Source organism: Aeromonas veronii bv. veronii (assembly GCF_000820225.1).
GTDB classification, from domain to species: Bacteria; Pseudomonadota; Gammaproteobacteria; order Enterobacterales; family Aeromonadaceae; genus Aeromonas; species Aeromonas veronii.
In genome coordinates, this window is record NZ_CDDK01000006.1 from 53499 (window position 1) to 72061 (window position 18563).

Here is an 18563-nt window from a genome sequence, read left to right on the forward strand (position 1 = left end):
TTGTCAGCCAGAGCCTGATGGGACGGGGCCATATTTGCAATTATCTTTACAAGAAGAAACGAGCGGACCGGCCGCTCGTTTCTGACTGTCATGGTGTCTCATATGGAAAAGATACCACGGCATAACCTGCTTTATCGGGTGCTGATCACCAGACGACTGCTCTGCTTGACCTCTTCCATCACCACGTAGGTGCGGGTGTCATTGACACCGGGCAGACGCAGCAGGGTTTCCCCCAACAGACGGCGGTAAGCCGACATGTCGCTGACTCGGGTCTTGAGCAGATAGTCGAAGTCACCGGAAACCAGATGACACTCCTGGATCTCTTCGAGCACCTGAACAGCCTTGTTGAACTGTTCAAACACATCAGGCGCCCCGCGATTGAGGGTTATCTCTACAAACACCAGCAGAGATGCGTCCAGATAATGAGGGTTCAGAATAGCGGCATATCCTTCGATATAACCTTGTCGCTCGAGGCGACGAACCCGTTCCAGACACGGTGTAGGACTCAGGCCAACTCGCTTGGACAACTCAACATTCGAAATCCTGCCATCCTTTTGCAGTTCATTAAGAATGTTGCGGTCAATCCTGTCCAAATCCTTTAGCCGACTCTTAGCTTCCATCATTTTATTCCATCCTTTGGCTATTTTTTGGTAAGAATCACCAGTCATTTTATAATTATGGTCACAAATCCTGTCAATACCTGAATATACTAGGCGCAAATGTTGGTTAACATTTTGGCAACATGAAACACCAATCTATAGACGAGGGATAGCATGATTATCGGTGTACCTAAAGAGATAAAAAACCATGAATACCGCGTAGGCATGGTTCCGGCCAGTGTACGTGAACTGACAGCACGAAACCATACTGTTTTCGTCCAAAGCGGTGCTGGAAACGGCATTGGCTTCAGCGATGCAGATTATATCGCTGTTGGAGCCGAAATTTTGGCCTCTGCAGCAGAGGTTTTCGCCAAAGCCGAGATGATCGTCAAGGTCAAGGAACCTCAGCCTGTCGAATGTGCCATGCTGCGTCCGGGTCAAACCCTGTTCACCTATCTGCATCTGGCGCCAGACTTGCCCCAGACCGAAGCCCTGCTGAAAAGCGGTGCCATCTGTATCGCCTATGAAACCGTCACCGACGGCCGTGGCGGCCTGCCCCTGCTGGCCCCCATGTCGGAAGTGGCCGGACGCATGTCTATTCAGGCGGGTGCCCAGGCGCTGGAAAAATCGCGCGGTGGTAGCGGTGTACTGCTCGGCGGCGTACCCGGTGTCGAACCGGCCAAGGTGGTGATCATCGGCGGCGGCGTGGTCGGCTCCAATGCAGCCCGCATGGCCATTGGCCTGCGCGCGGATGTGACCATCCTCGACAACAACGTCGATACCCTGCGCCGTCTCGATAACGAGTTCCAGGGAGCGGCCAAGGTGGTCTACTCCAACAGCGAGACACTGGAGCGTCATCTGCTGGCGGCCGATCTGGTCATCGGCGGCGTGCTGGTACCGGGCGCCACTGCGCCAAAACTTGTCCGCCGTGACCACATTGCGCGCATGAAGCCGGGTTCTGCCATCGTCGATGTGGCCATCGATCAGGGCGGATGTGTGGAAACCTCCCACGCCACCACCCACCAGGATCCGACCTATATTGTCGATGAGGTGGTGCACTACTGTGTCGCCAACATGCCGGGGGCGGTGGCCCGCACCTCGACCGTGGCGCTCAACAATGCCACCCTCCCCTTTATCATCAAGCTGGCCCAGCAAGGGTATCGTCAGGCACTGCTGAACGATCCCAACCTGCTGCACGGGCTCAACGTGATGGAGGGCAAGCTCACCTGCAAGGAAGTGGCCGTGGCGCATGGCCTTGCCTACACGGATCCCCTGACCCTGCTGAACTGATCTGCGCTGGCCTGCGCCAGTTGGAGATGAGTGAAAATCCGCCCGCGATGGGCGGTTTTTTTATTCCTTTATTTTGCATGTCACCCCTTGTGAACACGATTAATGCAATCGACTCACCAGCCTTTGACCCCGGATCACGAATTACCTACAATCGCGCAAACTCATCACATCCCGGAAATGACATCATGAGCCAAGTCACTCACAGCAAATTGCTGATCTTAGGGTCAGGCCCGGCCGGTTACACCGCGGCCGTCTATGCCGCCCGCGCCAACCTCAATCCCCTGCTCATCACCGGCATGCAGCAAGGGGGTCAGCTGACCACCACCACCGAAGTAGAAAACTGGCCAGGTGATCCGGAAGGCCTGACCGGCCCTGCCCTGATGGAGCGCATGAAAGAGCATGCAGAGAAGTTCGACACCCGCATCCTGTTTGATCACATTAACAGTGTCGAACTGACTCAGCGCCCGTTCCGTCTCAAGGGCGACAACGGCGAGTACACCTGCGATGCCCTGATCATCGCGACCGGCGCCTCCGCCAAGTATCTGGGTTTGCCCTCCGAAGAGGCCTTCAAGGGGCGCGGCGTCTCTGCCTGTGCCACCTGTGACGGTTTCTTCTACCGCAATCAGGAAGTGGCGGTGATCGGCGGCGGCAACACCGCCGTTGAAGAGGCCTTGTATCTGGCCAACATCGCCAAGAAGGTGCACCTGATCCACCGCCGCGACGAGTTCCGTGCCGAGAAGATCCTGATCAAGCGTCTGCACGACAAGATCGAAAGCGGCAATATCGTGCTGCACACCCACCAGACCCTGGACGAAGTGCTGGGCGATCAGATGGGGGTCACCGGTGTGCGCCTGCGCAACACTCAGGACAACAGCACCAGCGAGCTGCCGCTGATGGGCGTCTTCATCGCCATCGGCCATCAGCCCAATACCCAGATCTTTGATGGCCAGCTGGAGATGCAAAACGGCTATCTGAAGGTACGTGGCGGCCTCGACGGTTTTGCCACCCAGACCAGCATTGAAGGTGTCTTCGCTGCCGGCGACGTGGCCGACCACAACTACCGTCAGGCGATCACCTCTGCCGGTACCGGCTGCATGGCCGCCCTCGATGCCGAACGCTACCTCGACGCGCAATAAACAAGCGCAGTTGTGATATAAGGCATACCAGTCGGTATGCCTTTTTTATTTAAAGGAGTCTAATGAAACAGAAGATATTGATTGTCGAAGATAGCCTGACCATCCGCCGTATGCTGACTCAGGCCATTGCCCAGCAGACAGGCCTCGAGATTGACGCCTTCGATACCCTCGAAGGAGCCCGTCACTGTCGGGGCGAGGAGTATGTGGTCGCGCTGGTGGACCTGACCTTGCCGGATGCGCCCCGTGGCGAAGCGGTCAACGAGCTGCTGGCTCGAGGTTTGCCGGTGGTGATCCTCACCGCCGACATCAGCGAGGATAAACGTGCCGCCTGGCTGGAAACCGGCGTGCTGGACTATGTGATGAAGGATTCGCGCCACTCGCTGCAATATGCCGTCAGTCTGGTGCACCGCCTCTATCTCAACCAGTCGATCGAAGTGCTGGTGGTCGACGACTCACGCACCTCCCGTCACCGCACCATGGCCCAGTTGCGCAAGCAGTTGTTGCAGGTGCATGAGGCCAGTCATGCCCGTGAAGCGATGGCGATGCTGGAGCAACACCCGGACATCCGGCTGGCACTGGTCGACTACTATATGCCGGATATCGATGGCATCAGTCTGGTGCGGATGCTGAGAGAGCGTTACAGCAAGCAGCAGCTCGCGATTATCGGGATCTCTGTCTCGGACAAGCGAGGTCTCTCTGCTCGCTATCTCAAGCAGGGCGCCAACGACTTTCTCAACCAGCCGTTCGAGCCGGAAGAGCTGCAGTGTCGGGTCAGCCACAATCTGGAAGCCCTCGAGCAGTTCAACAGCATTCAGGAGTCAGCCAATCGTGACTACCTGACCGGTCTCTACAACCGGCGCTACTGGTTCAACGAAGGGCAAAAATGGTTTGAAGAGCATCAGCGCCAGCAGACGCCTCTTGCACTCTGTGTGCTCGATGTGGATCACTTCAAGCAGGTCAACGATCACTGGGGCCATGCCATCGGCGATCAACTGCTCTGCCATCTGACCCGGTTACTGACCCAGTTCTTCCCCGATGCCATGATCGCCCGCTTTGGCGGAGAGGAGTTTGCCATGATGGTGCCTCACTGTACCGTCCCCGTGTTGATCAAGCGTCTTGAAGGGCTGCGTCAGCAGCTGCGCCAGCAACCTTTGTCACCGGAAACCCCGCTCTTTGTTCGCGCCAGTTACGGCGTGATCAGCGTCGGGCGGATATCCATGGACGAGGCGCTGAGCGTAGCGGATCGGCTGCTCTATCAGGCAAAGAACACCGGTCGCGACAAGATAGTCTCTCAAGAGACAGCTATCTGAATCCTCAGGGCATCAGTCCCGTGTATTACCGCCCGACAGACTTTCCAGCAGGAGAGTCTGCGGGTTCCTTCCCTGCCACAGTCTCCCCATCACCGAGACTATCGAAAGTCAGTAAGTCTTGTCGACCCGCACCCCATCATCGAAGTAGAGAATGCGCACCTTGTCCCCATTGGCAAAGACCATGGCGGGATCATAATCCTGGATTACGTTGATAAGGGCATTTTGCTCGTTGCGGATCAGCAACTCCACCAACTTGTTTTCCACCACGGTTCCCCCGGACTGGTATTGCTGCGCAGCCGCAGCACCTGCGAGCGCGCCGACGGCGGTGGCGATTTCACGGCCATGACCGCCACCAAACTGGTTGCCAAGCAGACCGCCCAACACGGCACCACCCAGCGTCTTCCAGCCAGAGTGCTCGGACTCCAGGATCTGGCGCTGGGTAATATTGCGCACCGTTTCGACCTGACCAAACACCACCTGATTGACTGGCCGCGCGGTATTGCGCTGGTAGACCTCCGCCCCGGCGGGCGCCGTGACAAAGCAGAGCAAGCTGGATACTATCAGGATAATGGCCTTCATCTATGAACCTCGTTGCCTTATGTCTCGCTATCTTACCCAACTGGATGATGAGCTTTGCTGGTTTCCCGACCCCAGCCATGCGCTGGAAGAACCCAACGGCTTGCTGGCGATCGGCGGGGATCTCTCCCCTGCCAGATTGCTGGCAGCTTACCACAAGGGGATCTTCCCGTGGAATGAACCCCACCAACCGACCCTGTGGTGGTCACCGGATCCCCGCGGAGTGATCCGCCCAGACCAACTCCATGTGGGACGGACACTGCAGAAGATTATCCGCCGTACCCCATTCGATATTTCCGTCAATCGCGCCTTTAATGAAGTCATTACCGCCTGCGCCGCCCCTCGTCGCACTGCCGATGGCACCTGGATCAGCCAACCCATGATCGAGACCTACCAGCAGTTGCACCGGCTGGGTCATGCCCACTCTATCGAGATCTGGCAGGAGGGAGAGCTGCAAGCGGGACTGTATGGCCTCTCTATCGGCCGACTGTTTTGCGGTGAATCCATGTTCAGCCGGATTGATAACGGCGCCAAACTTGCCATGGTGGCACTCTGTCGCCACTTCGCCCGCCATCACGGCGCTCTCATCGATTGCCAGATGCAGAACCCGTTTCTGGCGACCCTGGGTATCGAGGAGTGGCCAAGGGCCCGTTTTCTGGCCGAGCTGGCGCGCCTTGGCCATCAACCACTGTTGGCTTCCTGCTGGCAAGAGGGGGAGATCAGCTTATGACTGAAGAAGTGATCCTCAAAGTAGGGCTGACTCCCAAGCATCCCTGCAGTTATCTGGATCATGAACAGGAGCAGTTGCTGGTGCTGATGGATCACAATCTGCTCAACGCCAACGGTTACGAGCGATTGTTGACTGCCGGTTTTCGCCGCAGTGGCAACGACATCTATCGTCCCCACTGCCCGGCGTGCCATGCCTGCCAATCCCTTCGTATTCACAGTGAACACTTTCGTCCCAGCCGCGGCCAGAAGCGGATCCGCCAGCTCAACAGGGATATCGAGATCGTCCTGAGCTACGATGACAAACCCGAGTATTACCTGCTCTACGAACGTTATATCCGCGAACGACATCACGATGGCAGCATGTATCCCCCCAACCGCAGCCAGTATCGCGGGTTTCTCCATTGTGACTGGATGCCGCCACTCTATCTGGAGATGCGCAAGGAGGGTCGTCTTATCGGTGTGGCCACCACAGACCTGCTACCCCACTCCTTGAGCGCCATGTACACCTTCTTCGACCCCGATTATGCCGATCGCTCCCTGGGCACCTTTGCCATCCTCTGCCAGCTCGATCTGGCCAGGCGAACCGGGCGAAGCTGGCTCTATCTTGGCTATCTGGTGGAGGCGTGCCGCAAGATGAATTACAAGCGCAATTATCTCCCTCACGAGCTGTTAATTCAGGGGGAATGGAAAAATATCGACACCAAGCCCGAGTAAACTTTACACATAGCCTTAAATCCGGCATGATCCAGCGGTTTTTTGTTGTGGCTTATCAAGAGGATTCAATGGCTAAAGAAGACAGTATTGAGATGCAGGGCACTATTCTCGAAACCCTGCCCAATACCATGTTCCGTGTGGAACTGGAGAATGGTCACGTGGTTATCGCTCATATTTCAGGCAAGATGCGCAAAAACTACATTCGTATCCTGACTGGAGACAAAGTAACGGTAGCACTGACTCCCTACGATCTCTCCAAGGGACGTATTGTTTTCCGCTCTCGCTAAGCCAGGAATTCAGCAAAAAACCCCAACCTTTCGGTTGGGGTTTTTTGTCGTTTTCTGATCACTGACGCTTAGTGGGAAACAGCTTCAACATTGACCTGAAAATCAAAGCTGAGGCTGTCATTTACCAACTCAACCTTCACAATTCCCCCGTCAACCAGTGAGCCGAACAGGATCTCGTTGGCCAGGGGTTTCTTGAGGTGCTCCTGGATAACCCGACCCATCGGTCTGGCCCCCATGGCTCTGTCATATCCCTTCTCTGCCAACCAGTGGCGGGCACGTTCGGACACCTCGAGAGAGACTCCCTTCGCATCCAGTTGAACCTGCAATTCGACAATGAACTTGTCGACCACCTGATGGATCACCGTCATATCGAGATGGTTGAACCAGATGGTGTGATCAAGCCGGTTACGAAACTCCGGACTGAAGGTCTTGTTGATCACCGCCATGGCATCGTGGCTCAAATCCTGTTGCTGGAAGCCAATCGATTTGCGCTGAGTCTCCTGCACACCGGCGTTGGTAGTCATCACCAAAATGACGTTACGGAAATCCGCCTTGCGTCCATTGTTATCGGTCAGGGTACCGTTGTCCATCACCTGCAACAGCAGATTGAATACGTCCGGGTGAGCTTTCTCAATTTCGTCAAGCAACACAACGGAATGAGGATGCTTGATCACCGCATCAGTCAGCAGACCACCCTGCTCAAAACCAACATAGCCGGGAGGCGCACCAATCAGACGTGAGACGGTGTGACGTTCCATGTACTCGGACATATCAAAGCGCAGCATCTCGACACCCAATGCCTTGCCCAACTGCTGGGTAACCTCGGTCTTGCCCACCCCGGTCGGGCCAGCGAAGAGGAAGCAACCTACCGGGCGACGCTCGTTACCCAAACCTGAACGAGAGAGACGAATCGCATCGGTCAGCACCTCGATGGCTTTATCCTGACCAAAGACCACCATCTTCAGATTGCGCTCCAAGTTCTTCAGTACTTCTTTATCCGAGGAAGAAACTGATTTCTCCGGAATGCGGGCGATCTTGGCCACAATGGACTCAATTTCCTGCACATTGATCACTTTCTTGCGCTTGCTCGCAGGCAGCAACCGTTGACCGGCGCCCGCCTCGTCGATCACATCGATCGCCTTGTCGGGTAGGTGACGATCATTGATGTACTTGGCAGAGAGCTCGGCAGCTGCACGGATCGCCTTGGCGGTATAGCGTACGCCGTGGTGAGCTTCATAGCGACTCTTGAGCCCCATCAGGATGCGTGTGGTGTCATCGATAGTCGGCTCGACAATATCGATCTTCTGGAAGCGACGGGCCAGCGCACGGTCTTTCTCGAAGATCTGGGCGTACTCCTGATAAGTGGTGGAGCCCACACAGCGGAGCAAACCATTGGAGAGCAGCGGCTTGATCAGGTTGGCCGCATCCAGCTGACCACCGGATGCCGCACCGGCACCGATGATGGTATGGATCTCGTCGATAAAGAGGATGGCCCCTTCCTGACGCTCAATCTGCTTGAGCAGTACCTTGAGGCGCTTCTCGAAATCACCACGGTATTTGGTGCCCGCCAGCAGAGACCCCATATCCAGCGAATAGATAGTACTGCCCGCAATCACCTCGGGGACATCCCCCTTGACGATGCGATAGGCCAAGCCTTCGGCAATAGCAGTTTTGCCCACACCCGCTTCACCCACCAGCAGCGGGTTGTTCTTGCGACGACGGCAGAGCACCTGAATGGTACGATTGAGCTCCTGATCACGGCCAATCAGCGGATCGATGCGCCCTTCCAGCACCAGCTGGTTCAGGTTGGTGGCAAAGCTCTCGATCTGTGCGGTCGAAACATCATCATCAGACTCGGGATTGTTATTGCTGCCGAGATCCGGCTTGCTGTCCTTGCGCACCCCGTGGGAGAGGAAATTGACAACGTCGAGACGGCTGATCTCGGCTTTTTTCAGGAAATAGGCAGCTTGTGACTCCTGCTCACTGAAGATAGCGACCAGCACGTTGGCGCCGCTGACTTCGGTATTGCCGGAGGATTGCACATGGAAGACGGCACGCTGCAACACGCGCTGGAAGCCCAATGTCGGCTGGGTTTCACGATCTTCATCATCGCGCGGTATGAGCGGAGTAGTTTGGGTGATGAATGCGCGGATCTCCTTGCGCATCTGCTCAACATCGGCACCACAAGAGCTCAGCGCCTCATGGGCTGAACTGTTATCCAGAAGGGCTAACAACAGGTGCTCGACGGTCATGAATTCGTGGCGCTCGTCACGGGCCAGTTTGAAAGCCTCGTTCAGCGTCTTTTCTAGATCTTTATTCAACATAGGCACCTCCCCTAGTACAGCTACAATGTGGTGTCACACTCGCCATCAAGTCATCAGATTCAAGCCTTTTCCATAGTACAGAGCAGTGGATGTTCGTTGTTACGTGCATAGGTGTTGACTTGGACAACCTTGGTTTCGGCGATCTCTGCGGTAAACATGCCGCAGACACCCTTACCACTATAATGCACACTCAGCATGACCTGAGTCGCCTTGTCCAAATCCATACCAAAGAACTTTTGCAGCACCTCCACCACGAACTCCATCGGGGTGTAGTCATCGTTGTTCAACACAACCTTATACATGGGTGGCGGCTGCAGCTTTGTTTTCTCTGCTTCTGCAATCTCTTCATTAGCAAAGAGTTCTTTCTGCTTGCTCATAATCGCGCTTTGGTACCTCTAGATTACTACCGTCTAACACAAGGTTGTCAATAGACTTGTTAACCAGATCACATCAGCTGTTAACAACTTCTTGACTCGCTCAAAAGTTAGACTAGATTGGTTACTTGCTAATCTGTGCCCGTCTGCTATGGGCCCATGTCCCTAGTTATAAAGGGCTGGCGCAGGTTACTCAACGACTTCTGGGTAATCAATAAAAGGATGTAGAAGTATGGCAACCGGCACAGTTAAGTGGTTTAACAACGCAAAAGGATTTGGGTTTATCTGTCCGGAAGGGGGCGGTGAGGATATCTTCGCTCACTACTCCACGATTCAAATGGAGGGCTACAAGACCCTGAAAGCGGGTCAGGCTGTCAATTTTGAACTGCAACAGGGGCCGAAAGGAAATCACGCCTCTGTGATTGTGCCAAACGAAGCACAAAATATGTAAATAACACCCGTTGGATAAATAAAAAACCGGTTCCTCTCTGAGCAACCGGTTTTTTATTGTCAGATTTCTGGCGAATCCTGCCTCCTCACGGGATCACAGGTTATCACCAGTCATGATCAGTCGTGATATTCACTACAGGCGATCAGGGTATTTTCCATAAGGCTGGCGACCGTCATCGGGCCCACGCCACCGGGTACCGGGGTAATGAAGGAGGCATGGCTGCGCGCCGTCTCAAACTCCACATCCCCGACCAGCGAGCCATCAGCCAGACGGTTGATGCCCACATCGATCACCAGTGCCCCCGGTTTGATCCACTCCCCTGGGATGAAGTTGGGCTTGCCGACTGCGACAACCAGCAGATCGGCACGGCGTACCTGATCTTCCAGATCCCGGGTAAAGCGGTGACAGGTCGTGGTTGTGCAGCCCGCCAGCAGCAATTCGAGAGTCATGGGACGCCCCACTATGTTGGACGCTCCCACCACGACAGCATGCAGACCGTGCGTCTTCACGCCGGTGGTCTCGATCAGCGTCATGATCCCTTTCGGAGTGCAGGGGCGCAGCGCCGGAATACGTTGGGCCAGACGACCGACGTTATACGGGTGAAATCCATCTACATCCTTGTCAGGCTGGATCCGCTCCAGCACCTGAGTGGTATCAAAGTGATCCGGCAACGGCAGCTGAACCAGAATGCCATCTACGTGGTTATCCGCATTCAACTGGTCGATCAGCGCCAGCAGCTCTTCCTGACTGGCGGTTGCACTCAGATCATAGGAGCGGGAGAGAAAACCCACCTCCTCGCACGCCCGACGTTTGCTGCCGACATAGACCTGAGAGGCGGGATCCGCCCCCACCAGAATGACTGCCAGCCCTGGAGCCCGTTTCCCTGCCGCCAACCGCTGTTGGACTTGCGCCGCGACCTGGCTGCGAATCGTTTGCGCAACCTGTTTTCCATCTATGATTTTGGCAGACATCGTTCTCCACTCACCATGTGTTCAACTGCCGCGCATTGTCGCATTTTTTTAGCCGGGATGTTAGCGGCAGACGCACGCCATACCTGTAGCGGGCAATAAGTAGGCACTTGAATTTACTGGGGGAAAAAGTCGTTGACGCTGCCCCTTACGCTTGGCTATGATGCCCGCCCGTTGCCCAGTACGACTCATGTCGATATGCTGGTCAGGGATTTTCGGTGATTAGCGCAGTCCGGTAGCGCATCTGGTTTGGGACCAGAGGGTCAAAGGTTCGAATCCTTTATCACCGACCATGTTCATCGACTCGTCCTCAAAACGTGTTGGTACAAAGCGCCCTTAGCTCAGTTGGATAGTAGCAAAACTAACCCCCAAAGTGTTACCACTTTTTGAGGTGAGTAGAGCAGGCAAGGGCTGGAGAGATGGTAAGGTTACCTAGTAAAGCCTTGCTGTTACTCCTTACAAAAAAGAGTTACCATTTTGCATAGCTCTTAAGATGTTGTTGATTTGTAAAATTTGTCCCGTTAGCTCAGTCGGATAGAGCATCCGCCTTTAAGTTATTAGGAGCCTGTACAGGGAAACCTATACAGTGGAGAGGGTGAATTCAAGGAAGCCTCAGCGCGTAATGGCGGTGGTAATCTTGAGCCAAGCTCTACAAGCGTGTAGAGAAGGTGCAGAGACTAGATGGTGCAATGCGATCTCATTGCGGAATACATCATTAGCGCCCTCCACCCAAACAGATAATGCTGTGGGTGAAGATATAGTCCAGACCACAAACACCCTCGGGTGGCAGTGAAAGCTGTAGTGGTAAGCTAAGCGGATGGTCGCAGGTTCGAATCCTGCACGGGACGCCATTTTCAGAAATAAAAAAGCCAGCATTAGCTGGCTTTTTTATTTCTATAACCTCTCAATTAAATCCCCCCCCTCCCCCATTGGACAACCAATGACGACCTTATTGGTCTTTGGATGAGTACGCACTCATCACCTCCTCCACAGCAAAGTGTTGGCTCATGACAACCTTATCGATCGGATCTATGTGTGTATGGCTCTGAGCAAGATAGCGGTCTGTTTTATGACAGCCAACGGGCGTGGCATTGATGTCGCCAAGCGCCTGCTGGAGTAGGAGTTGGCTGGTGTATTGTATTGGTGGCGGGCCTGTATGCTGGCTACCGGTTTATCTGCACGAGTCTGCGCCTGCTTTGCTGGGCCCATGTACTGCGCAACGTAGCTGTTTCGTCAACGCTTACTTTCGTTGGTTGAGACGACCAAACGCTTGGGACATTGACCCCAAGAGTGACTGCATACCATTATCCGAGCCCGCATCGAGAAAACGGATTACCCCATTCACTCCGAACTGTGTGCATCAATCCCCTGACGCTGAACGGTTACATCAAGAGCCGCTTCTAAACGCCATCAACCCCCTCAAAAGCCTCTCCACGGCTTCCAGCCTGCCCCGCAAATCGCGACTTTCTGCAACGGTATGGTTGATGGCCCTTTCAATCGCTAGATCCAATATGGAGAAGTCGGTTCTTAACTCTTGGTACTCAGTGAGCATTGAATCACATTCCTGCAACGCTTGACGGTAGTGCTGTGCTCTCGCACTCAGCCCCTCCAATACGGATTCATACGTTTCCGGCTCGCGCTCCTTACCCGATTCCGTTACAAGCGCATCCGGCCCAATAAATTCCTCTTTGAAATGCACTTCATCGAACTTGGGAGTCCTGATGAAATGAGAAAAGCGCCTCCCATCATCAACGTTCTTCCTTTTTAGAAGTCCCTGATTTACGAGCTTGATCAGATGCCGATAAATGAAGGTATAACGCCGCTTACGTATCTGCGATTCTGCTTTTTCACCAAAAATGGCATTTACAAATCCTATCGCAGTGAAGTCATCCATCTGCAATCGGATGAGTGCGGTGTAGAGCGCGGTTGGTAACCACACAGTCTGGGAGCTCATAAGTAATCCTTGGTCTCGAACGAAAACACTTAGTGGAAATCTAAACTCGATTGCGGATTATAATCCGTGGTCGTTAGCCAGACAACCAGAGATAGTGCTCGCCAGTGAGAGGCGAGACATGCAAGATCTAGCAAAAAAATTTGGTGATGCTGTACGTAATAGACGGCTTCAATTGGGCGTATCGCAAGATGCACTCGCATATGCGGCCGAAATTGATAGAAGCTACGTAGGACGAATTGAGCGTGGTGAGGTTAATATCACCCTGGAAAAGGCTTATCGTCTTGCCAGAGTAATGGGGTGTGACATTCGCGAGTTGCTGCCATAGATATATTTTCCAAATAATTATATCTTCACCCAGATAAAACTATATTTCCCTATAATTATTCACAGTGATGGTAATTAGCCTCATTGCCAGCTTTAGCATTTTCCTATTAGCTATTCCCCCCCCCTGTAGCCTATCTATAGAAAGCGTCACAAACTGCCGTTTTCAGAAAATGCCTACATGGTCTCGATTGGCGCATTGATGATAAAGTGATCCTATCACTACTCTTCATCGAGCCCTCTATACATGCAAAAACCAGACCTCAGAGACATCAGCCAACTTACCAAGGACGAGTTCAAGCGCATTCTAGGCCCTGTGGCTGGAAGCCTTGATGACGGGTCGAAGGTCATATTGGGGATGCAATCTGATGTGTTTGCTTGCTGCACTATCCAGGGAGATCAAATCTCGGTGAGGGGAACACCAAAGTTTGAGCAGGCCATCAAGTCAGCATATGCCCAGGCCAAGCCGACAATGTGGTTCGGTTCGGCAGAGAAAGAGCGCCCGAAGGCAGAAACCATTCCTCCTGCTCTCAAGCCAAAAACCGATACAACATCAGCCACAACCTATCGTGTACCAGTGCTCATCTACAAGTCGAAACGTGAGCCAGGTAAGAACGTTGATGGCAGCCCCGCCGAAGATATGACCTACGGCAAAATGACGGCAGAGCAGATCAAGGCTATCCCCATGTTCGTAGGGAAGATGGGAGATGACGGCTTTATTGGTGATCTCGAAAAGACTGACCCCAAGGTGTTCTTTAGTAGCTTCCGCAACATGGCCACATTGTTTGTGACTGGCGACTTGAAGATGAACATTCTGGCAATGATCGCCAAGTTCGAGAAATCCGAGGGGGGTGAATATCGGAACCAAGCGTTGACGAGAGCAGCGCGAGCTCACCCGACCACGATCAAGTTCTCAGATACCCTTATCAAGGAAGTGAAGGCAAAGCTGGCCGAAGTTGATGGTGATGTGAATAAGCTTGTTCTGAGTGACTTGATGCAGCAATACAGCAAGACCTCCGGCTTTCGGTTACCCATCTTCAACTCTGCGGTAGATAAGGTGCAGGGCCTCACAATTGCGGTTAACGATGTATGGGCAGGCAAGGCGGAAATCACGACATACGAAAAGTTTGGCGATTTCTACAAGGGCACGATCAAAGTAACGCTATATGACCACTTCGGTCTCGATTATCCTGACATTGGGCCTGACCCCACGACCGGAAGAGTCAAGTTCTACGGCCTAGCGTCCGGTTTCAGAAGCTGGTTTGTTCTTCAACACTACAAGCGCTTTGCCTACAAGCCATTTTTGACCGTTATTGAACTCAGCTATCCATTCCAAGGGGAACTAAAGTGAGCGCAGCAGTGAAGACAGAGAGGACATGGGTATTTGTTTTGTTCATGCTCTATCACCTCTTGAATGCATCGATCCTGTTCATTCAGCCTGTCTATGACTGGTTTAACGATGAATACTCACTGACTGGCCTATATGTACTGCTCATGCCCTATCTCTGGGGCCTGATAACGATACTGGGGGCGATTTTGTTCTTGTCAGACCGCTCTTGGAAATACTTGGCAGGCAATTTACTCGGTGGTTCGATCCTTCTTATCTGGTGGCTCAGATTAGCATCCCAATATTAGTGAGTATCATCAGGCATATGAATGAGCAGACCAGACGGCATCTGCGTGTGCGTGGCTTCATGCAGCGCAAGCTGAAAGCTCACAAGAACCATTCGAAACGAAAACGAGCTTCCCGCCTCGTCTATCTACTGGTTGCAGTAGCTCCACCCAGCAGCAATAAATCCAGTTTTTCATCAGCTCCGGTCTGAGATTTTCAGCCTGTATCTCCATCCTCATTACCAGCTCTGCTGTTCTGCTGCATGTGTTATATTCGGCTCAAACATTGAGCCGAATGATGGGCTGGGTCGGCTCATTATTGAGACCCTAGCACGTTGGATGAGGAAATAATGGAACCATTTTGGATTTGGCAACAAGCAGATTGGCCCCATTTTCGTTGGCAGGATAGCGAGGTATTGCCCAGATTACGGCAGGTTCAACGCAGGCTGGGAATGCTAATAGGTAGCCATTCCAGGTTGGGGAACCCCGACCAAACGTTGGACACGTTATTGGCTAACATCATCGCCTCGTCCGCTATCGAAGGCGAACGTCTCAATGCCCAATCCGTGCGATCTTCCCTGGCTAGGCGGTTAGGGAGCTCACAAACTCAGTCCTATCCAGTATCAGAGCGCTCAGAGGGGCTCGCGGCCATGATGCTGGATGCCATCGACAACCATGAACAACTACTGACAATTGAACGACTTTACCAATGGCATCGTTGGCTGTTCCCCGCCAACGAATGGTCGGTGCAGCCAGTGAACGTAGGGCAGTTGCGAGGAGATGAGCCGATGCAGGTTGTCTCTGGGTGTGTTGATCGCCCCACCGTGCATTTTGAGGCTCCACCCAGAGCAGTTCTGGACGATCAACTGGCCGAGTTCATGCTCTGGTTTAACCAGACTCGACATGACCCCACGATGGATCCCCTTCTTCGTGCGGCAATCATCCATTTCTGGTTCGTGACCCTGCATCCCGTTGATGATGGTAATGGGCGGCTCACGCGGGCATTGACCGATCTCGCGCTGTCACAGGCTGACAGCCACAGTATCCGGCTCTATGCCATGTCAGTTGCGATTCTAGAACGGCGGGCAGACTACTATCGGGCATTGGGGTCAGCACAGAAGGGCTCGTTGGATATTACCTCCTGGATTTGTTGGTTCCTCGACACACTGGATTACGCCATAGAGCTGGCATTACAGAGTATTGCTCGTGGCCTTGCCAAGGCATCTTTCTGGCAGCGGCACTGTCATGACGGTCTGAGCCCAGAGCAAACCAAGGTGGTTAACCGTTTATTGGATGGCGGCCAAGAAGGTTTTGAAAATGGCATCAATGCAAGCCAGTATCAAAAAGTGGCAAGAGTCAGCAAGGCGACCGCTACACGCCATCTTGCGCAACTGGTGGATAGGGGGTGCATTGAGAAATTACCTGGTGGCGGGCGCAATACACGCTATCAGATCCGCTTGCACACCGAGGGAGTTTGAAAAAGCATCGCCATGGGGCGTTAATTTCATCTGGTAGATGAGAGCTGCGATTGGTGTACAAATGACGCTATTTAGTTAAATGTTGACGCCATGATGTGTGCCGTCAGGCATATGAACGAATAGACTTAACCGACAGTCATGGCTCTCAACTAATCTTTTGAGTGATAACAAACTATCGAGAACATCGGGATCTATTGCAGGAACATCACCAGGCTCGAGATTTGAAAGCAGTTTGGTCACACTGAGACGTACCAGTTGCTCTTCGGCAAGAGCCTTGGCTCTCTGGACAACCTCGGGTGATTCGGATGAAATCATATCCTCCAATGTCCTCCCCATACGGTGCTCCTACTACAATCTGCTATGAAACTATGTAGCCAAAAATTAAATCTAGGTGGTAGTGAGCGTTGAGACCACCTCACCAGATGAGCCGATGAACGATCTTGTTCGGCTCACGAAATGAGCCGATAGGACAATATCATTGGCTCACAGAATGAGTCGATGATAGGAAATAGTTCTCTCCACACAAACTCGAATATGGGAGCATATCATTCATATTATTTCCCTATTAGAATAATCACGCCCAAATGTGTCTGGGTTTGCAGCCTCATAGTCATCGTCAAACATATGATCTCCGCGATGCATCTCCCTCACTGTTGCGAGTGTGCCGAAAAAGCACATTTCACACAGATGCACCTTATAACGTTCACCATCGTGACGGGAACCATAGCCAAAATCCGCCGATAACGAGCCGTATTGGTTGGTTCCAACAGTTGTTTTTGTACTACGACCACAGACATCACAGAGGACATCGACAACTTGCTCTGTTGGCACAATTTCTTTTACGAGCATGCTAAGCTCCTTATTTAAGGCTTTATGAAACTATAATTTTTCTGCTTTTGATGTGGGAGTAACCTGGGCTGGCTATTTATCACTGCCATAACCAGCATTGAACTCTCATTTGTTATTTTTGGATGTCTTTGCACTCAAATTTTGGAGGTGTTTTCCAACCTGTAACGCGCCCGCTGCGTTTGTTGACCCTGCGGTATTCATTACCCAACAGGATTTCCCATTCAGAGCCGTTCTCCGATAGAACCTGAAAAGTAGTCCCAGGCTCAATGCCTAAACCTGGTTCAGTACAGACCAACTCGGCCATCAGCTCTCCTCAATGCAGGGGCATTCTGCTGTGAATCTTCCACTCAAAGCGACAGTTTGGAGTAGGATAGCTCATGAGAGGTCGTGTTTGTACAATGAGGAATGCTACATGATGCCCTATGCAACCTATCATCCTAGTAGTGACGCAGCAGCTACTGCGAACTTTCTCCTGGAAGCCCTTGGTATTCCTTGTGACCCACTAGGAGCACATCAATGGATCGTGGCTGGCGTAGCACCGGACATACTCTATCGGCTCGCTGAATTGATGAAGACGGATGTGGGAACGGTTTGCCAATGGGCTGGTATTAGCCGGAGTACACTGGCCCGCAAGCAGCGGATTGCAGTCCCCCTATCAATATCGCAGGGTGCCAGGGTATACGGGGTTGCACAGGCCCTCGATGCGGTTCTCGACTTTCACAGGAACGATACCGTCAAGACACTGTCGTGGTTAAACCGCACCGCCTGGGGCCTCGGTGGCGTAGCCCCAGTTAAGTTGTTGGCTACACCAATGGGGGGTCAGGCTGTTGTCGATCTAGTGGGACGGATTCGGCATGGGGTGTGCCTATAAATTTAGGCAGCCTGCGGCCTCATCTTTCAGTTCAAAAAAACATCACGATAGTTTTTTTTCAAATTTTTTCATTTTAGCCACTTGAAAAACTCTGAAAACTGTCCATTTACTAATTATGAGAACAAAATATTTTTTTAAACATTCCGCTGCTTCGCAGCGAAGATAAACCAGCTTTTATTTTAAGCTACCAATTTTTATTGATCGAACCTATCGTGTTTTACTGAGCGATTGACGTAATATAACTGTACATATCAAAATTCTTGATAACTACAGGCAAATTTTATTAATTGATGTCGCCTCGCTGAGTTATTAAATGTAAATTCCATTTCTTCAGCAATAACACACACTAATAAATACAAACCAATAATCAATTTTAATGGGTGGCTAAAATATATGAAAAATCAACAAGTGAAGATATTGCGCAGTGGGTAAGCTTGGAATTTAAATACTAAGATTTGAATGGAAGTGATTTAAAGGTTATAGAAGCCCATTCAAGTCTAGAACACGCATCCATGTTATGCAAATCGACCAATAAATTTAAATTATAACTATTTTCATCCCTACCAGATGCATCGCCTATACTGCAAGCGTGGTTACGAAATACCTTATCTCCACCTCGTGACACAAAGCCTTATGTTGGGCGTCCTTACAATTTCAAGCGGCTGCTCGTCAGCCGCTTTTTTTGTTGTAAATTAATCATTTTTGATTTTCATCTGACGCT

Annotated in this window: 19 protein-coding genes, 1 tRNA gene and 2 pseudogenes; 14 read left to right on the forward strand and 8 right to left on the reverse strand. The window is 52.3% G+C overall.

What is annotated here, in order from left to right; genetic code table 11:
- Positions 1-131: 131 nt before the first annotated feature.
- Positions 132-623, reverse strand: coding sequence for a leucine-responsive transcriptional regulator Lrp (gene lrp / locus BN1139_RS02685; protein ID WP_005300047.1), 492 nt, complete (start codon positions 621-623; stop codon positions 132-134).
- Between the two features lie 150 nt (positions 624-773).
- On the opposite strand from lrp, the gene ald reads away from it, so the two are divergent.
- From ald to BN1139_RS02700, 3 genes are all read left to right on the forward strand, one after another.
- Positions 774-1889 carry an alanine dehydrogenase gene (gene ald, locus BN1139_RS02690; RefSeq protein ID WP_005351212.1) on the forward strand — a complete coding sequence of 372 codons (1116 nt, stop codon included), beginning with the start codon at positions 774-776 and terminating at the stop codon, positions 1887-1889.
- A 185-nt stretch (positions 1890-2074) separates the two neighbouring features.
- On the forward strand, positions 2075-3025 hold the full coding sequence (gene trxB / locus BN1139_RS02695; RefSeq protein ID WP_005351209.1) for a thioredoxin-disulfide reductase: 951 nt from the start codon (positions 2075-2077) through the stop codon (positions 3023-3025).
- Between the two features lie 62 nt (positions 3026-3087).
- On the forward strand, positions 3088-4335 hold the full coding sequence (locus BN1139_RS02700) for a diguanylate cyclase (RefSeq protein WP_005351207.1): 1248 nt from the start codon (positions 3088-3090) through the stop codon (positions 4333-4335).
- A 108-nt stretch (positions 4336-4443) separates the two neighbouring features.
- Here the strand turns inward: BN1139_RS02700 and BN1139_RS02705 are convergent, their stop codons facing one another.
- Positions 4444-4914 carry an outer membrane lipoprotein gene (locus BN1139_RS02705; protein WP_005337104.1) on the reverse strand — a complete coding sequence of 157 codons (471 nt, stop codon included), beginning with the start codon at positions 4912-4914 and terminating at the stop codon, positions 4444-4446.
- Positions 4915-4933: 19 nt separating this feature from the next.
- On the opposite strand from BN1139_RS02705, the gene aat reads away from it, so the two are divergent.
- The 3 genes from aat to infA all read left to right on the forward strand — a co-directional run bounded on the left by aat (position 4934) and on the right by infA (position 6641).
- Positions 4934-5641: a leucyl/phenylalanyl-tRNA--protein transferase gene (gene aat, locus BN1139_RS02710; RefSeq protein ID WP_005351205.1), complete on the forward strand. Its 708-nt coding sequence runs from the start codon at positions 4934-4936 to the stop codon at positions 5639-5641.
- Positions 5638-6354: an arginyltransferase gene (locus BN1139_RS02715; RefSeq protein WP_005351203.1), complete on the forward strand. Its 717-nt coding sequence runs from the start codon at positions 5638-5640 to the stop codon at positions 6352-6354. Before aat ends, BN1139_RS02715 begins: the two co-directional genes overlap by 4 nt.
- A 68-nt stretch (positions 6355-6422) precedes the next feature.
- Entirely contained in the window at positions 6423-6641 is a 219-nt protein-coding gene (infA, locus tag BN1139_RS02720; protein WP_005300033.1) for a translation initiation factor IF-1, read from the forward strand.
- A 68-nt stretch (positions 6642-6709) separates the two neighbouring features.
- On the opposite strand, the gene clpA is transcribed toward infA, so the two are convergent.
- On the reverse strand, positions 6710-8965 hold the full coding sequence (gene clpA / locus BN1139_RS02725) for an ATP-dependent Clp protease ATP-binding subunit ClpA (protein ID WP_005351201.1): 2256 nt from the start codon (positions 8963-8965) through the stop codon (positions 6710-6712).
- Positions 8966-9024: 59 nt separating this feature from the next.
- On the reverse strand, positions 9025-9342 hold the full coding sequence (gene clpS / locus BN1139_RS02730; protein ID WP_005337111.1) for an ATP-dependent Clp protease adapter ClpS: 318 nt from the start codon (positions 9340-9342) through the stop codon (positions 9025-9027).
- A gap of 229 nt (positions 9343-9571) precedes the next feature.
- Between clpS and cspD the strand changes: the two genes are divergently transcribed.
- Positions 9572-9790, forward strand: a complete 219-nt coding sequence (cspD, locus tag BN1139_RS02735; RefSeq protein ID WP_005300025.1) for a cold shock-like protein CspD — start codon at positions 9572-9574, stop codon at positions 9788-9790.
- Between the two features lie 116 nt (positions 9791-9906).
- Here cspD and folD read toward each other — a convergent pair whose 3' ends face one another.
- On the reverse strand, positions 9907-10761 hold the full coding sequence (folD, locus tag BN1139_RS02740) for a bifunctional methylenetetrahydrofolate dehydrogenase/methenyltetrahydrofolate cyclohydrolase FolD (protein ID WP_005351199.1): 855 nt from the start codon (positions 10759-10761) through the stop codon (positions 9907-9909).
- Positions 10762-10974: 213 nt separating this feature from the next.
- On the opposite strand from folD, the gene BN1139_RS02745 reads away from it, so the two are divergent.
- Positions 10975-11051: transfer RNA gene (locus BN1139_RS02745), tRNA-Pro, on the forward strand.
- A gap of 746 nt (positions 11052-11797) precedes the next feature.
- Positions 11798-11985 (forward strand): annotated as a pseudogene (locus BN1139_RS21920) (IS66 family transposase); the annotation flags it as partial.
- Between the two features lie 160 nt (positions 11986-12145).
- Here the strand turns inward: BN1139_RS21920 and BN1139_RS02750 are convergent.
- Positions 12146-12712 (reverse strand): hypothetical protein, encoded by a 567-nt coding sequence (locus BN1139_RS02750; RefSeq protein ID WP_041980115.1) that lies wholly within the window; start codon positions 12710-12712, stop codon positions 12146-12148.
- Positions 12713-12830: 118 nt separating this feature from the next.
- On the opposite strand from BN1139_RS02750, the gene BN1139_RS20735 reads away from it, so the two are divergent.
- From BN1139_RS20735 to BN1139_RS02765, 4 genes and pseudogenes are all read left to right on the forward strand, one after another.
- Entirely contained in the window at positions 12831-13037 is a 207-nt protein-coding gene (locus BN1139_RS20735; protein WP_074045178.1) for a helix-turn-helix domain-containing protein, read from the forward strand.
- A 243-nt stretch (positions 13038-13280) separates the two neighbouring features.
- The gene (locus tag BN1139_RS02755; RefSeq protein WP_041980117.1) at positions 13281-14384 is read left to right on the forward strand and encodes a DUF3289 family protein; all 1104 of its coding nucleotides are present in this window, start codon (positions 13281-13283) and stop codon (positions 14382-14384) included.
- A gap of 610 nt (positions 14385-14994) precedes the next feature.
- Positions 14995-15228 (forward strand): annotated as a pseudogene (locus BN1139_RS21735) (DUF4172 domain-containing protein); the annotation flags it as partial.
- Positions 15229-15294: 66 nt separating this feature from the next.
- Positions 15295-16122 carry a Fic family protein gene (locus tag BN1139_RS02765; protein ID WP_238325692.1) on the forward strand — a complete coding sequence of 276 codons (828 nt, stop codon included), beginning with the start codon at positions 15295-15297 and terminating at the stop codon, positions 16120-16122.
- A 549-nt stretch (positions 16123-16671) separates the two neighbouring features.
- Here the strand turns inward: BN1139_RS02765 and BN1139_RS20750 are convergent.
- Together BN1139_RS20750 and BN1139_RS20755 are read right to left on the reverse strand one after the other, a co-directional pair.
- Positions 16672-16971, reverse strand: a complete 300-nt coding sequence (locus tag BN1139_RS20750; RefSeq protein WP_074045180.1) for a hypothetical protein — start codon at positions 16969-16971, stop codon at positions 16672-16674.
- A gap of 112 nt (positions 16972-17083) precedes the next feature.
- Entirely contained in the window at positions 17084-17275 is a 192-nt protein-coding gene (locus tag BN1139_RS20755; RefSeq protein ID WP_074045181.1) for a hypothetical protein, read from the reverse strand.
- A 111-nt stretch (positions 17276-17386) separates the two neighbouring features.
- Between BN1139_RS20755 and BN1139_RS02770 the strand changes: the two genes are divergently transcribed.
- On the forward strand, positions 17387-17842 hold the full coding sequence (locus BN1139_RS02770; RefSeq protein WP_041980150.1) for an antitoxin Xre/MbcA/ParS toxin-binding domain-containing protein: 456 nt from the start codon (positions 17387-17389) through the stop codon (positions 17840-17842).
- Positions 17843-18563: the final 721 nt, after the last annotated feature.

What these genes read in the sequence shown, in the direction of transcription:
- lrp (WP_005300047.1), bottom strand. Translation starts at nt 623, where the DNA reads ATGATGGAAGCTAAGAGTCGGCTAAAGGATTTGGACAGGATTGACCGC.
- ald (WP_005351212.1), top strand. Translation starts at nt 774, where the DNA reads ATGATTATCGGTGTACCTAAAGAGATAAAAAACCATGAATACCGCGTA.
- trxB (WP_005351209.1), top strand. Translation starts at nt 2,075, where the DNA reads ATGAGCCAAGTCACTCACAGCAAATTGCTGATCTTAGGGTCAGGCCCG.
- BN1139_RS02700 (WP_005351207.1), top strand. Translation starts at nt 3,088, where the DNA reads ATGAAACAGAAGATATTGATTGTCGAAGATAGCCTGACCATCCGCCGT.
- BN1139_RS02705 (WP_005337104.1), bottom strand. Translation starts at nt 4,914, where the DNA reads ATGAAGGCCATTATCCTGATAGTATCCAGCTTGCTCTGCTTTGTCACG.
- aat (WP_005351205.1), top strand. Translation starts at nt 4,934, where the DNA reads ATGTCTCGCTATCTTACCCAACTGGATGATGAGCTTTGCTGGTTTCCC.
- BN1139_RS02715 (WP_005351203.1), top strand. Translation starts at nt 5,638, where the DNA reads ATGACTGAAGAAGTGATCCTCAAAGTAGGGCTGACTCCCAAGCATCCC.
- infA (WP_005300033.1), top strand. Translation starts at nt 6,423, where the DNA reads ATGGCTAAAGAAGACAGTATTGAGATGCAGGGCACTATTCTCGAAACC.
- clpA (WP_005351201.1), bottom strand. Translation starts at nt 8,965, where the DNA reads ATGTTGAATAAAGATCTAGAAAAGACGCTGAACGAGGCTTTCAAACTG.
- clpS (WP_005337111.1), bottom strand. Translation starts at nt 9,342, where the DNA reads ATGAGCAAGCAGAAAGAACTCTTTGCTAATGAAGAGATTGCAGAAGCA.
- cspD (WP_005300025.1), top strand. Translation starts at nt 9,572, where the DNA reads ATGGCAACCGGCACAGTTAAGTGGTTTAACAACGCAAAAGGATTTGGG.
- folD (WP_005351199.1), bottom strand. Translation starts at nt 10,761, where the DNA reads ATGTCTGCCAAAATCATAGATGGAAAACAGGTTGCGCAAACGATTCGC.
- BN1139_RS02750 (WP_041980115.1), bottom strand. Translation starts at nt 12,712, where the DNA reads ATGAGCTCCCAGACTGTGTGGTTACCAACCGCGCTCTACACCGCACTC.
- BN1139_RS20735 (WP_074045178.1), top strand. Translation starts at nt 12,831, where the DNA reads ATGCAAGATCTAGCAAAAAAATTTGGTGATGCTGTACGTAATAGACGG.
- BN1139_RS02755 (WP_041980117.1), top strand. Translation starts at nt 13,281, where the DNA reads ATGCAAAAACCAGACCTCAGAGACATCAGCCAACTTACCAAGGACGAG.
- BN1139_RS02765 (WP_238325692.1), top strand. Translation starts at nt 15,295, where the DNA reads ATGATGCTGGATGCCATCGACAACCATGAACAACTACTGACAATTGAA.
- BN1139_RS20750 (WP_074045180.1), bottom strand. Translation starts at nt 16,971, where the DNA reads ATGCTCGTAAAAGAAATTGTGCCAACAGAGCAAGTTGTCGATGTCCTC.
- BN1139_RS20755 (WP_074045181.1), bottom strand. Translation starts at nt 17,275, where the DNA reads ATGGCCGAGTTGGTCTGTACTGAACCAGGTTTAGGCATTGAGCCTGGG.
- BN1139_RS02770 (WP_041980150.1), top strand. Translation starts at nt 17,387, where the DNA reads ATGCCCTATGCAACCTATCATCCTAGTAGTGACGCAGCAGCTACTGCG.